Raw genomic sequence first — 14,914 nt, 5'->3', positions numbered from 1 at the left:
CGCTTTAAAGTTTGATATTCAGACCCAATGTGTAGATTGCTGGGATAGGATATACCTGCCTATCGATACCATTGGCAACTTCAGGATTGAAGCCGTTGTAATTGAACAAGGTGAGCGGCCTTTCAGCGGTAAATGTCACCCTTGTCGCCGGCATTGGAACACCAAAAAGAGATTTGTCCAATAGATTGTAAGATATTCTAACGTTTTGTATTCTGAAGTAAGATCCGCTTTCCACAAAATAGTCGCTCATATTTTGGTTCCAACCTTTTCTCAACCCAGCAGCAGAGGGATATTTGTCTGAAGTGCCTTCACCTCTCCAAAGATTCTCTGCCAATTCCGCATCAATGTTGGTGTCATTGGTAAAGATCAACTCCCCTCTTTTTCTATTCAGAATGCTATATCCAGCCTGTCCCTGTACCAATGCTGAAACATCGAAATTTTTGTAAGTGAATCCCATATTGAATCCATAGGTAAGTTTAGGTAAGAATGAGCCCAAAACTACCCTATCCTGATCATTGATGATTCCATCACCGTTTTGATCCACAAATTGAAAATCTCCCGGTTGTAAATTATTCTCAGCGATAAATTGGGAAGTGTAACCGCTTTGGTCAATTTGCTGTTGATTCTGGAATACACCAGCTACCTGATAACCATAGAATGCCTGAAACGGCTGACCAACAATAGATCTCTGACGGAATTCAGCAGAACCGCCATCCAAATATTGTGGTCCTCCTAGACTGAGCACCTGATTCTTAAGCGTTGCAAAATTCCCCCCTATATAATAAGAGAAATCTTTGCTCACCCTATCTTCCCAATTCAACGTAAATTCCAACCCTTGATTTCTAATTTCTCCCACACTCCTTCTTTCTGTTGCCCTAAATACAGGAGGAATGATATTTACAGCCAGATTTCTAGTATCTCTGATGAAGTAGTCTGCATCTAATGACAGCCTATTATTCAGGAATTTAGCATTGAAACCGAAGTTTTTTTCAACTGTGGTTTCCCATCTATCGATCAAGTCAAAAGTTGGATTCAACCTTCTACCGAATATAAGAACATCATTGATGGCTGTGGAAGTCTCTTGTATCGTTGGCCTTCCCACAGACGGTCTGATGCCATCATTACCCAACTGCCCCCAAGAAGCCCTTAGCTTAAAGAAGTCAATAGCCGAAACATTAAAGAATCTTTCAGAGGACACCACCCAACCTGCACCTATAGTGGCAAAATTTCCCCACTTCTGCTGAAACTTATTGTTCCCATCTCTTCTGAAGGTACCATAAAGCAAGTATCTGTCATCATAATTGTATGACAATCGGCCAAAATAAGACATGAAGAAAAGCCTGGAATTGATAACATCTCCAGTATCTCCAATTCCATTGATATCAAAGTTGGTTGCATTGGACAAATACCAGAAGTTCTCTAAAGCCCTATCCGGAATTGGGGAAATACCTGTTCCTCTTGCAAACAAAACTTCTGAATATTCACTCCTGAAAGATTGGCCCAAAACAGCAGTGAAGCTATGCTTATCGATATAGTCGGTATAGGTAAAGAAATTATCCCAAACCTGGTCAAATCTTGCAAAATTGGTTCTCCCGATGGAAGACTGGAAATCTGTGACACCATCGTTGAAATCAAAACCTACATTTCTTGAGTTGATAATTTCAAGAGCATAATTATAGGCTGTCCTGAATGAAAGTTTGCTAGGCAGAATTTCAAAATCAGCATAGAAATTACCCAATACCTTACCGACATGGTTTCGGTTATCATTGTATAACAAACTATAATAAGGATTCTGTCTGTTTCTGTAACCTAGACGTTGTGCATTGGAAAGTCTAAATGGCTCAGCTTGTGTATTCAGGTCATCGTACACTGGAAGAATTGGAACAGCAAAATAAGCCTGGAACCAAGCTCCGTCATCACCGTTATACTGACGGGCAACGCTGACATTGAAATTACCTCCAACGGTTAGCCAATCTCTGACATCAGTATCAATTTTTGCCCTAAAATTCAATCTTTTGTACTCATTTCTGGTATCATTTAGAAGACCTTTTTGGTCGAAATAAGAACCTCCCAAAGAGTATCTGGTAGTTTCATTCCCTCCGTTAAAACTCAAATTATGGTTCTGAATGGCTGCAGGACTCATGATCTCTGCATACCAATCCGTATTGACATTAGGGATACTAGGGTCAATCCTGCTCCTACCAAATCTCTGCATGGCATTGTTGACGAAGGCTATATCAGCAGTAGATCCTGTTTCATTAATATAACGGACAAATTGCTGGGCATTGGCCATTTTCAAAACATTCTGAGGAACCTGGGTACCATAGTAAGAATCGATAATGATTTCTGGTTTTTGGTTATACTTTCCTGACTTGGTTTCAATCAGCACCACACCATTGGATGCCCTCACACCATAAATAGCAGAAGCAGAAGCATCTTTTAAGACGTTAATGGTCTCGATATCATTTGGGTTCAAGAAGTCAATATTGTCAAAAAACATTCCATCCACCACATACAATGGTGCTGCATTGCCTTCAAATGAACCAACGCCCCTAACCCTTACGGTTGGAGAAGCGCCAGGTGCACCATTACTGACAATCTGAACACCCGCTACCCTTCCCTGCAATGCCTGCATAGCATTAGGAGTTGGCGTTTGTGTGATCACATCCGTCTTAAGTGTGGCTATTGAGGAAGTCAAATCCCTTTCTTTTAGCGTACCATAACCTACGACTACCACCTCGCCTAAAGAAGAAATATCCTCACGCATAGTGACATTAATGGTATTGGTATTTCCAATAACGAAACGCTGTGTTTCAAAGCCTACAAATGAAAAAACCAAGGCATCTTCTGGATTTGCATCAATGGAATATTTACCATCAATGTCAGTAACAGTACCTCTGCTGGTTCCTTCTACGACAACAGTCACTCCTGGTAATGGCTGACCGGATGGGTCAACTACGGTTCCAGTAACCGTAACTTCAGGTTGTAATACTACCTGAACTGGTTGTCTCGAATCAGATTTCTTTACATGTATATTTTCGTTGACCTGTTTGAAATCCAAACCGGTCTGAACAGATATTTCACTTAGGATATCATAAAGAGACATGGAATTAGCCTCTACCGAAACTTTCCCTGCATCTTTCACGTCTCGGTTGACATAAACAAAATTAAATCCAGCATTCTTTTCAATGACTTCGAAAGCTTTGGATAAATTTTGCTCTTTCAATGAAACTGAAAGATACACATTCTCTATACTCTTAGCTTGGTCATCAGCAGCCTTTACTTTGGCACCTATCCCCATTAAAAGAAAAGCTAAAGCAATAGAAAATAATTTTAGCATGTTAAAAACATAGCGCCGTAAAATATTTTTCATAATTTTTTAAGGTTTTTGGATTGTGTTAATCGTTGGTTTCCACCTTCAATAGTTGTGGTGTATTAACTGTCAGAGACAGTTGATAATCAAATGATGCTTAATTCCATAGGCATTATCGTTAGTTTATTTGAAAGTTATTTTGACTTGTTTGGCATTGATTTCATAATTAAACCCAGCAGAATAGCTGAGACCTGATAGCAAATTTTTCAAAGTCTGATCCTGATATTTACCAGTAACTTTTATATCCTTTTTGGGTCTGTTCGCAAAAGTGATGTCTACACCATACCATTTTTCGAGAATATCAAAAACCTCCTTAATGTCGGTGTCTTTCAAGTAGATAATCTTTTTGGTCCACGCCAAAACCTCCTCTTCATCAAAATCAGACACTTTAATACCATTGTCACCATCCGAATAGGAAGCTGCTTTACCAGGCAATAAAAATTCTTCTTCTTCCGGTGTAGCTACTTTTACTTTACCTTCAAGCAAAGAAACTTTCAGTTCCTTACCCTCAATGGCTTTAATATTAAAGGCCGTACCTAACGCTGTTGTCACCAAATCTCCAGAATGTACTGAAAATGGCTTAACCCAGATTGCAGCTTTTAGGGGTTAAAAAAGAAAATTTCGGGAAATTTTCTTTTTTTTAGCTCCGATTACCCGTACCCCCCTACGTGATTTTTTTTCTACGGGCTGTATAATGCCATTTTTTGGTTTGTAGTACACAAGGGGTATTGCATCTTGGGGTTCAATACCAGTACTTTACACCATGTATTTCAAGTTCTCTTTACGTAAACATCCCGATTCGGGAAGACTCAGCGGATACTACCGGCTGGTGGAAAGTTACCGTAATGCTGACAACAGGGTGTGTCATCGCACTATCCTGAATATAGGTTTCATGGAGGATGCTGCGCCCGAGCAGCTCAACAAAATACAGAAACACCTTACTGAGAAGTATGAGCACAAGGCTTCTTTTTTTGACCTGGAGGAAGATCCAATCGTCAGACGCTATGTTGAAGACTTCTGGAGTCGGATCGTATCTTCCAAGAAGCTGGATATCAAGTCGGAACAGCAGCTGTCACGGATGGTGGATATGGATACCATCCAGCACAGTAATGCCAGAGAAATAGGAGCAGAGAATATTGCTTTCCAGACATGGGAGAAGCTGCAGCTTACACCTTTATTACTTTCGGCGGGATTCAGCGCCGAAGATGCAAGTCTTGCAGCCACACAGGTTGTATCCCGTGCGGTATACCCCGCTTCCGAACTCAAAACTGTCCGTTGGATAAAGGAAAACTCGGCAGTCTGTGAGCTTACGGGCTATGATATGGATAAAATAACCAAGGACAAGCTGTACAAAAGTGCGCTTGAGCTATACAAAGTCAAAGATTCACTCGAAAAGCACCTTTCCAAACGTACCAATGAACTCTTTGATCTACAGGATAAGATCATCCTTTATGATCTGACCAACACCTACTTTGAGGGAGAAAAACCGAACAGTAAGCTGGCACAATACGGGAGGAGCAAGGAAAAAAGAAAAGACGCAAAACTTGTTGTGCTGGCACTGGTAGTGAATGTGGAAGGGTTTATCAAGTACTCCTCTATCCTGGAAGGAAACATAGCAGACTGCAACACACTTGCTGCAATGATTGAAAAGCTTTCCGTCCACACCTGTACAGGACCTGCGGTAGTGGTACTCGATGCAGGCATAGCCACCGAAGAAAACCTGCATCTTATCCAGAGCAAAGGATACAGCTACCTCTGTGTAAGCAGGACAAAACTCAAGGATTATAGCTATGTGCCCGACAGGCTTACAACTCTGCTGGAAACAAAATCAAAGCAGAACATCAGACTCAGAGCCGTGTCCACAGAAAAAAACACAGACTATTATTTGGAAGTCAAAAGCCCTTCCAAAGAGAAGAAAGAGGAAGGCATGAAGCTACAGTTCGAACAAAGGTTTGAACAGGAACTGCAAAAAATACAGCATGCCCTCAACAGCAAGGGAGGAGTGAAAAAAACCGATAAAGTCCACCAGCGCATCGGGAGGGCCAAAGAAAAGTATCCATCAGTCCAGTATTATTATGAGATCACTGTTGAAAGTGACCCTAAAACAGAACAGGCGACAGCAATGTCATGGAAGAAAAACCCGGAACGGGAGCAGGCAAAAGCTGATAATCTGGGCATCTATTTTTTACGGACAAACCTGAACGTGCAGGAGGAGTACATCATCTGGAATATCTATAACACTATCAGGGAAATAGAGAATGCCTTCCGTACACTAAAAACCGATCTGGATCTTAGACCGATTTACCATAAAAACGATGATGCCACCATGGCACATCTACATCTGGGAATCCTTGCATATTGGATAGTCAATACAGTGAGGTACCAGCTCAAGCAGAAGGGAATAAAAAGCTGCTGGGGTGAAATAGTGAGAATAGGAAACACACAAAAGGCCATCACTACTTCAGGGAAAAACACCTATGATAAAGTCATTACCACACGCAAGTGTACAGTTCCAAACAAAAACCTAAAAGAAATCTACGACATCCTTCAGACCAAATACCAACCGTTTACAAAAAGAAAATCCGTAGTACACAAACTTGAACTCAAAAAAACAGAAATACCCAAATTACAGCTACTTACAGGCGGATAGCTGCAATCTGGGTTAAGCTCGTCTTTTGCAACTTCAAAATAGGCTTCACCTTCAAGATAAATTTCTCTTCTATCTCCTTCGAAATTTTTCAAGTGTCTCAATACAGTTTCAGCATTGGCGGTAATCCGGGTACCATCAGTCAACATAAAAACAGATTTCTGACCTTTCGGAACTTTGTGTTCTACCCATTCCAACTGAGCTATTTCTTCCACAGGCTTGAAAGCATCGGAAGTCATCAAAAGGTATGTCAAACCGGCCGCCATCAAAAAAATCAGCAAAAATGTGAAATTGACAAAAGTTCTTTTTTTACGAATACTTGGTCTTACTAATTCCCTGTCCTTCATGCCCACCCGCACATTTGGGACTATTGAAATCACTTTTGATTCTTTGCCTGCTATTTCTACGGTTGATACTGAATCTTCAATTAGTTGCCACAATGCCTCTTCTTTTTCGGCTGTCCAAGGATTTACTTTTCTGGACATATTGATGACCAAAACCCTTGCTTTTTGGATATCTGCTTGTTTATGGGGATGCTCAAGAAGAAATTCTTCCCAAAGGGTTCTATTAGCGTTATTGGGATTTAAGACCCATAATCTAAATTCCGGGTCGAGGACAAAGTCTTCTATGCTATAATCGCTTCTGCTCATAATTCACTATTCTGAATACATGAGTCAAGAAGACCTGAAAGTTATCCTTCGATCTTAAAAAAAGTTAAAAAGAATTTCCAGTAAACATATAAGCCACAAGAAGCCCAAGTGTTTTTTCAGGCTTTTAATTGCTTTCCAGGCTAAAGTATAAACTGATCTAAGATTTATTTCCAGAATTTTGGAGCATTCTTCGTAGCTCAGTTTTTCAAAAAATAAGTATTGGATGATCTCTTTTTGTCTAAGCGGAAGGTTTTCGATACCATTGGCCAATCTCCTCTTTAAATCCTCATCTTGTTGTCTTGAAATCCACTCATCTTCAGCTGAACCTATAGAAAATAAATCTTCTTTACCAGTAAATCCAACTTTAGGCTGTTTGGCTTGAGATTTTTTTGCCCTTTTAATTTTATTTGACAGGGATCTAAAAAGATACAATTTAAGGTTTTCTGGCTCAGAAAGATTCTTTTGATACCTCCATAAATCCAAGAACAATTCATGAATGCTATCCAGTACTAATGCATCGTCTTGGACCAAGGACATTCCAAACCTAAAAAGCTCAGCTGAGAAAATTCTGTATATCACTTCAAGCCCCTTTACATCACCAGACCTCAGCATTTCCCATGCTTGATGATCAGAGAGTTGGTTGAGGTTATGGCTAGGATCAGGACTCATCGATACCAAAATTACAAATCCTCATCTTACAATTCAAAAAACTACAAGGATAAACTCCATAAAAATCAGGTTATCAGAAAGAATGATTTAACAAGTTAAGTTAAAAAAACCAGCAGAGTTTCCCCTGCTGGTCCTTTCGAAATCCGACTTTCGATATCCGCAATTAAATAAACTCATTCAGGATATTCTCATAAAGCTCTTGTTTACCGCTGATCTGCTTAGGCTCACCTACAGCGACAGCATGTGCTCTTAAATCTTCCAAGGTCAATTTTCCCTCTTCGAATTCCTTTCCTTTGCCGGAATCAAATGAAGCATAGCGTTGCTTTCTCAGGTCAAGGTAGGCGGATTCTGTAAGAATTCTATCGGCAATCAACAAAGCCCTGGCAAATGCATCCATAGAACCTATGTGGGCCAGGAAAAGATCTTCAAGATCCGTTGAATTTCTTCTAACTTTGGCGTCAAAGTTGACACCTCCACCCTGAAGTCCTCCACTTTGAAGGATCACCAACATCGATTCTGTCAATTCCTGGAGATTCAATGCAAATTGATCGGTATCCCAACCGTTTTGGTAATCCCCTCTATTGGCATCAATAGAACCTAACATTCCTGCATCTGCAGCTACCTGAAGTTCGTGCTGGAAGGTATGGCCGGCTAAGGTGGCATGGTTAACTTCAATGTTCAATTTGAAATCTTTATCCAATCCAAAATGCCTTAGGAACCCAATAACGGTAGCCGAATCATAATCATATTGATGCTTGGTTGGCTCCATTGGCTTAGGTTCAATAAAGAAGGTACCTTTGAAACCATTTTTTCTGGCATAGTCACGTGCCATGGTTAGGAACCTTGCCAAATGCTCAGTTTCTCTCTTCATATCTGTATTGAGAAGGGACATATAACCTTCCCTTCCACCCCAGAACACATAATTCTCACCGCCCAACTTTATGGTAGCGTCTATCGCGTTTTTCACCTGTGTGCCTGCCCATGCCACTACATTAAAGTCAGGATTCGTAGAGGCACCGTTCATATACCTTGGATTACTGAAAACATTAGCTGTACCCCACAAAAGTTTCACACCTGTTTCTGCCTGCTTTTCTTTGGCATAATCGGTGATGATTTGCATCCTTTTTTCATAATCGGCTAGACTTGGACCTTCATCGATCAAATCCACATCGTGAAAACAATAATACGGGGCACCGATTTTGGTAATGAATTCAAAGGCTGCATCCATTTTATCTTTTGCCCTTTGTATGGGGTCGGGGTTTTCATCCCAGGCTCTTTTGATTGTTCCTGGTCCAAAAGGATCACTTCCATTACCACAGAAGGAATGCCAATAAGCAATCGCAAATTTAAAATGCTCCTTCATGGTTTTACCTGCAACCACCTGATCAGGATTGTAGAACTTAAAGGCAAATGGGTTTTTTGATCCCTTTCCTTCAAATTGAATCTTATCAATTCCCGGGAAATAAGTCTTAGACATAATTTTTGGGTTTTAAATAGGTTTAATAAAATTAGAGACCGGCAAATTATCCAATTTCACCGAATATGGAAAACGTTTGCATTGGACCTGTGAAATAAAATGACAAATGGTTGAATCTTGGATGTCTGAAAAATCAGCCAGCTAATTCAACTTTTTGGAAAATTGCGAAGCAAATATTGGAATCAATCAAATCCCTTTTGGATTTTTTCCGCAATCTCCGACATTTCCTCAGGGGAGAGCCTGAGTTTGGGCCTTGAAAAGTTGATATCATCCATACTCCTCAAGGGAATCAAATGAACGTGCACGTGGGGCACCTCCAGCCCAATGACAGCAACCCCGATTCTGGTACACTTGATGGTTTTGTCCATTGCCCGGGCTACCTTTTTAGCGAAAACATGGAGTCCAGCCAATACTTCATCTTCAAGGTCAAAAATATAGTCCACCTCCACTTTCGGGACCACCAAGACATGGCCTTTAGCTAAAGGCATGATATCCAGAAATGCGATATAGTTTTCATCCTCTGCCACAATATAGGCAGGAATTTCTCTATTGATGATTTTTGTGAAAATTGTTGCCATGGGGTAAAAATAAAAAATCCCGAAGGAGAATCCATCGGGACAAAAGAATTAATAGGTAATATCCAATACCTCAAACTCCAAGGTTCCTGCAGGTGCATTGATTTGGGCTACATCACCCACTGATTTGCCCAAAAGCCCTTTACCGAATGGAGATGCCAAAGAGATTTTGCCGGCTTTCAGATCCGCCTCCTCTTCCGAAACCAAGGTATAGGTTACGGTCATTCCATTCTTGACATTTTTGATTTTCACGGTACTTAATATCCCTACCTTGGAACTGTCGAGTTTAGAATTATCCATTACCCTGGCGTTTCCTACAACTTCTTCCAGTTTGGCAATTTTAAGTTCCAGCAAACCTTGCGCATCCTTCGCTGCGTCATACTCTGCATTTTCGCTAAGATCACCTTTATCCCTTGCTTCAGCAATCTGCTTGGCGATATCCGCACGTCCTTTGGTCTTCAGTTCCTGAAGCTCCTCTTTCAGTTTCCTTAATCCTTCTTCAGTGTAATACTGTATTTTTCCCATGGTTTTAAAATTATATGTGCCTATGAAAAATAGAAGAAACGGTCCCGCTTCGAGGAACCGTTTCTTCTATCATAATTGCTATGTTGTTAAAACAAAGGTAATCAAATCAATTTCAGAAAGCAATATTTGCCCAAAAAAGAAATTTCAACCCAAGTTCAATCCCAGCTTAAATCACTGTATTTGATTTTCTCTATCAATACTCTGTTGATCTTTTCATAAGACTGAAAGGTCCAGCCTGCAATATGAGGGCTAAACAAAATATTTTCCCTTGAGGCCAGTCGCTCAAATTCTTTTTTCTGATCCTCAGTGAAAGAATCGAATTTTTCATTTTCCAATACATCCAAAACTGCTCCTTTCAAAATCCCCTCATCAAAAGCCTTATTCAAAGTGGAAAAAGAAATGATCTCCCCTCTCGCAGTATTGATCAAATAAATAGGTTTTCTAAATTTTCGGAGTACTTCATAAGTTAAAAATCCTTTCGTCTCTTGGGTGAGCGGAACATGAAGACTCAAGATATCTGCTTGCTCTGTCAAAGTTTCAAAATCAACTTCCTCCACAAATTCATTCCCAAACTTGGTTTTATACCTGTCATAGGCAATGATGCGAACATCAAAGCCTATCAATTTTTTAGCAAAGGCCGAGCCCATATTCCCATATCCCAAAATACCGACAGTTTTTCCCTGCAATTCCTCTCCCCTGTTTTCCTCCCTGTTCCAAATCCCCTTTCTTACTTCCCTATCCGATCTACTGATATTGTTGAATAAAGCCAATAGCCCACCTAAGGCATGTTCTCCTACCGCATCCCTATTTCCTTCTGCCGCATGAAAGAGTCTGATGTTTCTTTCTTCCAAATACTTCAGATCAATTTTATCCAATCCGGCCCCCGCCCTCCCAATAAATTTCAGGTTCTCTGCCTTTTCAAGCAATTCCCTATCTATAGGTGTTTTTGAACGGATTATAAGTCCAATGTATCCATGGATGATGGCCAAAATTTCAGGTCTTTTGATTTCAGGCCTATAATCCACCATAAAACCCTCCGCTTCTAATAAAGGAATGATTGAAAGGTGCATTTCATCAATAATGAGCACCTTCCGGAATTGATCAAAACTTTGAAACATAATCAGGAATTTATTTTTTGCCAATCAGGCTGCTTCTTTACAGAAAACCACCCTGTTTGACCCAAGACTTTTGGTTAACAGAGAAATGATATCATGTGCCGATTCGGTTCCAAACCCTTGTTCAAGCACAATAATTTGATGCCCTCCGGACTTGAAATAAACCTTCAAAACAGGCTTTTTAATCAATGATTGCCGGATTGACCAAATCCCAAAACCCATCATCACCAAGTAAATAAAAAGAATAATGATTGCTCCTCTAACATCTGCCTGCTGACTAAAAACCGGAAATTTAAATTTCTGAACAGGAAGCAGAATAAGGACCGAAGTAATTAGAAGAAGCCCAAAGCCAAAGGTCAATTTGGGACGCTTCACAGCTACATCATTTAAAATCTGAACCCTTTCAATACTTTCCCAAGCTATAAATGTTGATTTTGGGGAATTAAATTGAATCCCTTCATCAGAAACTTGGTACCAATGTTTTTTTTTGTTCAGATTTTCCTTCATCTATGGTTTATAATTTTAGGAGTGTCATAGCCACACCAAAATAAACTGCCAAGCCCAATAGATCATTGGCAGTGGTAATAAATGGACCTGATGCTATGGCCGGATTGATACCAAATTTATCCAACACCAATGGCGTTACAGTTCCCATAAAGGAAGCCAACAACACCACACAAAACATCGCGAGTCCGATGGTTAAACCAAATATACTCTCAAAACCATAAATAAACACCACAACTGCAAAAACAAATGTCCCTAGAACAATCCCATTAACCACAGCAATCATCAAGCCCTTTATAAACCTCTGCCATGCTGTATCATTAAAAACCGATTTGGAGGCCAATGTCTGCACCACCAAGGAAGAGGATTGGATACCTACATTTCCCCCAGTAGCTGCCACCAAGGGGATGAATGAGGCCAATGCGATGTATTTGCTCAAACCATCCTCAAAGAAACCAATAATCTGGGCGCCCATCAATCCGCCTATTACCCCAATCAGTAACCATGGCAATCTGGCCTTTGATATTTTGAAAACCGAATCAGATTCCTCTATATCCGCCGAAATACCCGTCATGGCCTGCATGTCCTCTTCAGACTGTTCCCTTATCAGGTCAAGGATGTCATCTACTGTAATCCTTCCAACCAACTTGTTTTTTGCATTGACCACAGGAACAGATTCAAGATCATACTTTCTCATGATTTCTGCCACTTCTTCTCCGTCCATATGGGTAGGTACTGAAATCAATTCCGGTTCATAAATGTCAGAAATTTTGGTGTCCGACGATGAAAGGATAATTTTTTTGAGGGACACTCTTCCCAAGAGGTGTTGTTTATTATCCACCACATAGATAGAATAAATCTTCTCAACTTTCTCAGCCTGCCTTCTGATTTCTTCTATGGTCTGGACTACATTCCAATTCTGGTTGGCCTTGATAAATTCCTTGGCCATCAAGCCACCGGCAGAATATTCATCATACCGTAAAAGATCCAGGATATTGGCCGATTTTTCTTTTTCCTGCAAATAAGAAATGACATCTTCCCGCTCTTTGGAAGGCATGAGGATAAGAATATCTACCGCATCATCAGACTCCATTTGATCTATCAGGGCTGCAAGCTCAGAGGCCTCCATCTCCCGAATAACTTTAATGAGCGAGTCTTCATCCAACTCAATAAGGATATCCGCAGCTGTACTGGGACTCAATAACCTGAGGACATAGATCGCCTCATCCAAGTTGAGCTCATCCAAAATAGCTGCAATGTCAGCTACATTGGCCCCTTCAAGGGACTCTGTAATGAATTGGTTGTCCTGAATCTCAATGCCTTCTCTTAGGCTTTCCAGGTACTCTTTGGATAATTCAAATGATTTTATCGGTTCCAAGATTCCTGTAGTTTTTTTGTCAATATAACAAATTCCTGAACGTCCAACTGCTCAGCCCTTTTATCCAGGATGGTATCTCCTTTTAATGCATCAGAGAGGCCAAGAGGCTTCAATGAATTGCGCAGTGTTTTTCTTCTCATGCCAAATCCCTGTTTGACCACCCTGAAGAAGAGCTTTTCATCACAATCCAAATTTACAACCTGGTTTCTCTTCAACCTGATTACGCCCGAATTCACTTTAGGAGGAGGATTGAAAACACCCGGCGGCACAGTAAATAAATATTCAATATCATAATAAGCCTGTAATAAAACAGACAAAATCCCATAATCTTTGTTCCCTTTTGGAGAGGCAATCCGCTGGGCAACCTCCTTTTGAAGCATACATACTACTTCGGTCACACTATTCCTTTCTTCCAGGATTTTAAAGAAAATCTGTGAAGAAATATTATAAGGAAAATTTCCTGCTACCGCATAAGGCCCACCCATGATGGGAGCAAAGTCCTTTTTCAAATAATCCGCTTCAATGATCTTATCACCAAGCATTGGATACTTTTGATGCAGGTACTGGATGGATTCGGTATCAATATCTACCAAATACAGATCCCAATGCTCTTTCAACAGGAAATCAGTCAATACCCCCATCCCAGGACCAATTTCTAGCACCTTCCTCACTCCAAGATGGCCAGTAACTGCCTTGGCAATTTTTTCCGCTATCCCCAGATCGGTAAGAAAATGCTGTCCAAGGTGTTTTTTGGGTTTGACCTTTTCCATTCGCTTTACTAAGATTATTTTATATAAATTGCAGGTCAAAAATAAGAGAATTCTCACAAAGGCTAACTATCATTTGTGAACTCATTCTCGAGCTTTGCCCGATGCTCCAAGTCCAAACTTAAACTTCATGCAGTCGGGAGCCTGAATCGAATTTTATAAACTAAGCAATGGCTTAAAACATGAACCCAAGAAAAAACAAACCCGTCATAGGGATCAGTATAGGAGATATCAATGGTGTAGGACCGGAAGTCACACTCAAAGCACTACTGGACAATCGTCTTCAAAAGCTCATTACCCCAGTCATCTATGCCCACGGTAAGATCGTAACTTTTTATAGAAAGCAGTTGGAATTGGAGGATTTCAATTTTATGCAGATCAAAAGCATCGATGAAGTACACCACAAGAAAATAAATGTCATCAATGTCATGGACGAAAGTCCAGAGGTAATTCCGGGCGTTGAAACGCAAGAAGCAGGAAAAATGGCAATCGCCTCCCTGGATGCAGCAATCAAAGACCTCAAAGAAGGAAAAATAGACGGGCTGGTGACCGCTCCTTTGAACAAGAACAACATCAATACCCCGGAAAGAAAATTTATCGGTCATACAGAATACCTCACAGCTGCTTTTGAGGTAAAGGAGAGTTTGATGTTTTTGGTGGCAGAAGATATTCGGGTAGGATTAGTGACCGGTCACATGCCTATCAAGCAGGTAGCTTCAAATGTTACTGCTGAAAACATCAAAAAGAAATTAGACATCATGCTTCAATCGCTTCAGGCTGATTTTGGAATAGGAAAACCAAGAGTGGCTGTGTTAGGACTTAATCCCCATGCCGGAGAAGATGGATTATTAGGCGATGAGGAAGAACAAATCATCAAACCCGTCATTAGGGAATACAAAGATAATGGACATCTCGTTTTCGGGCCCTATTCCTCTGATGGTTTCTTTGGCATGATGCACCAAAAGAAGTTTGATGGGGTTTTGGCAATGTATCATGACCAAGGCTTAATCCCTTTCAAATCCCTGGCATTTGAAACCGGAGTGAATTTCACCGCAGGTTTGCCAGTCATAAGAACCTCCCCGGATCATGGCACGGCTTACAACATTGCCGGTAAAAAAATTGCGGATGAGGGATCTATGAGAGCTGCTATTTTACAGGCCTACGACATTATCAAGAACAGAGGGGATTGGGAGTCAGATGAAGACTGAGTTCTCCGGAAAAATAAAAAAGCGGC

Annotated in this window: 13 protein-coding genes; 2 read left to right on the top strand and 11 right to left on the bottom strand. The window is 40.6% G+C overall.

Annotation, left to right across the window (positions count from 1 at the left end; genetic code table 11):
* Positions 1–4 precede the first annotated feature (4 nt).
* Together BC751_RS12255 and BC751_RS12250 are read right to left on the bottom strand one after the other, a co-directional pair.
* Positions 5–3,373, bottom strand: coding sequence for a SusC/RagA family TonB-linked outer membrane protein (locus BC751_RS12255; RefSeq protein WP_130275790.1), 3,369 nt, complete (start codon positions 3,371–3,373; stop codon positions 5–7).
* 123 nt (positions 3,374–3,496) lie between these two features.
* Complete coding sequence (locus BC751_RS12250) at positions 3,497–3,925, bottom strand: FecR family protein (RefSeq protein WP_242617580.1); 429 nt, start codon at positions 3,923–3,925, stop codon at positions 3,497–3,499.
* Between the two features lie 211 nt (positions 3,926–4,136).
* Here BC751_RS12250 and BC751_RS12245 point away from each other — a divergent pair, with 211 nt between their 5' ends.
* Positions 4,137–6,023, top strand: a complete 1,887-nt coding sequence (locus BC751_RS12245; protein ID WP_242617459.1) for an IS1634 family transposase — start codon at positions 4,137–4,139, stop codon at positions 6,021–6,023.
* Here the strand turns inward: BC751_RS12245 and BC751_RS12240 are convergent.
* From BC751_RS12240 to rsmA, 9 genes are all read right to left on the bottom strand, one after another.
* Positions 5,921–6,670 carry a FecR family protein gene (locus BC751_RS12240; protein ID WP_130275788.1) on the bottom strand — a complete coding sequence of 250 codons (750 nt, stop codon included), beginning with the start codon at positions 6,668–6,670 and terminating at the stop codon, positions 5,921–5,923. The two genes, BC751_RS12245 and BC751_RS12240, sit on opposite strands and share 103 nt — an antisense overlap.
* A gap of 54 nt (positions 6,671–6,724) precedes the next feature.
* Positions 6,725–7,282, bottom strand: coding sequence for an RNA polymerase sigma factor (locus tag BC751_RS12235; protein ID WP_278043605.1), 558 nt, complete (start codon positions 7,280–7,282; stop codon positions 6,725–6,727).
* A gap of 220 nt (positions 7,283–7,502) precedes the next feature.
* The gene (gene xylA, locus BC751_RS12230) at positions 7,503–8,816 is read right to left on the bottom strand and encodes a xylose isomerase (protein ID WP_130275786.1); all 1,314 of its coding nucleotides are present in this window, start codon (positions 8,814–8,816) and stop codon (positions 7,503–7,505) included.
* Positions 8,817–8,998: 182 nt separating this feature from the next.
* Positions 8,999–9,394: an HIT family protein gene (locus BC751_RS12225; RefSeq protein ID WP_130275785.1), complete on the bottom strand. Its 396-nt coding sequence runs from the start codon at positions 9,392–9,394 to the stop codon at positions 8,999–9,001.
* 48 nt (positions 9,395–9,442) lie between these two features.
* Positions 9,443–9,916 (bottom strand): transcription elongation factor GreA, encoded by a 474-nt coding sequence (gene greA, locus BC751_RS12220; RefSeq protein ID WP_130275784.1) that lies wholly within the window; start codon positions 9,914–9,916, stop codon positions 9,443–9,445.
* A gap of 155 nt (positions 9,917–10,071) precedes the next feature.
* Positions 10,072–11,034: a 2-hydroxyacid dehydrogenase gene (locus BC751_RS12215; protein WP_130275783.1), complete on the bottom strand. Its 963-nt coding sequence runs from the start codon at positions 11,032–11,034 to the stop codon at positions 10,072–10,074.
* A 24-nt stretch (positions 11,035–11,058) separates the two neighbouring features.
* Complete coding sequence (locus BC751_RS12210; protein ID WP_130275782.1) at positions 11,059–11,538, bottom strand: hypothetical protein; 480 nt, start codon at positions 11,536–11,538, stop codon at positions 11,059–11,061.
* A 7-nt stretch (positions 11,539–11,545) separates the two neighbouring features.
* Positions 11,546–12,913, bottom strand: a complete 1,368-nt coding sequence (gene mgtE / locus BC751_RS12205) for a magnesium transporter (protein ID WP_130275781.1) — start codon at positions 12,911–12,913, stop codon at positions 11,546–11,548.
* Positions 12,901–13,683 carry a 16S rRNA (adenine(1518)-N(6)/adenine(1519)-N(6))-dimethyltransferase RsmA gene (gene rsmA, locus BC751_RS12200; RefSeq protein WP_130275780.1) on the bottom strand — a complete coding sequence of 261 codons (783 nt, stop codon included), beginning with the start codon at positions 13,681–13,683 and terminating at the stop codon, positions 12,901–12,903. Before rsmA ends, mgtE begins: the two co-directional genes overlap by 13 nt.
* Positions 13,684–13,862: 179 nt before the next feature.
* Between rsmA and pdxA the strand changes: the two genes are divergently transcribed.
* On the top strand, positions 13,863–14,888 hold the full coding sequence (gene pdxA / locus BC751_RS12195) for a 4-hydroxythreonine-4-phosphate dehydrogenase PdxA (RefSeq protein WP_130275779.1): 1,026 nt from the start codon (positions 13,863–13,865) through the stop codon (positions 14,886–14,888).
* Positions 14,889–14,914: the final 26 nt, after the last annotated feature.

The sequence above is a fragment of the Cecembia calidifontis genome (assembly GCF_004216715.1).
Taxonomy (GTDB): domain Bacteria; phylum Bacteroidota; class Bacteroidia; order Cytophagales; family Cyclobacteriaceae; genus Cecembia_A; species Cecembia_A calidifontis.
This window is presented reverse-complemented; position numbering and strand designations above follow the sequence as displayed.

Excerpts from the sequence above, each read along its gene's own strand:
- BC751_RS12240 (WP_130275788.1), bottom strand. The coding sequence starts at position 6,670 with ATGAGCAGAAGCGATTATAGCATAGAAGACTTTGTCCTCGACCCGGAA.
- BC751_RS12255 (WP_130275790.1), bottom strand. The coding sequence starts at position 3,373 with ATGAAAAATATTTTACGGCGCTATGTTTTTAACATGCTAAAATTATTT.
- rsmA (WP_130275780.1), bottom strand. The coding sequence starts at position 13,683 with ATGGAAAAGGTCAAACCCAAAAAACACCTTGGACAGCATTTTCTTACC.
- BC751_RS12235 (WP_278043605.1), bottom strand. The coding sequence starts at position 7,282 with ATGCTGAGGTCTGGTGATGTAAAGGGGCTTGAAGTGATATACAGAATT.
- BC751_RS12225 (WP_130275785.1), bottom strand. The coding sequence starts at position 9,394 with ATGGCAACAATTTTCACAAAAATCATCAATAGAGAAATTCCTGCCTAT.
- BC751_RS12215 (WP_130275783.1), bottom strand. The coding sequence starts at position 11,034 with ATGTTTCAAAGTTTTGATCAATTCCGGAAGGTGCTCATTATTGATGAA.
- pdxA (WP_130275779.1), top strand. The coding sequence starts at position 13,863 with ATGAACCCAAGAAAAAACAAACCCGTCATAGGGATCAGTATAGGAGAT.
- BC751_RS12210 (WP_130275782.1), bottom strand. The coding sequence starts at position 11,538 with ATGAAGGAAAATCTGAACAAAAAAAAACATTGGTACCAAGTTTCTGAT.
- xylA (WP_130275786.1), bottom strand. The coding sequence starts at position 8,816 with ATGTCTAAGACTTATTTCCCGGGAATTGATAAGATTCAATTTGAAGGA.
- greA (WP_130275784.1), bottom strand. The coding sequence starts at position 9,916 with ATGGGAAAAATACAGTATTACACTGAAGAAGGATTAAGGAAACTGAAA.
- BC751_RS12245 (WP_242617459.1), top strand. The coding sequence starts at position 4,137 with ATGTATTTCAAGTTCTCTTTACGTAAACATCCCGATTCGGGAAGACTC.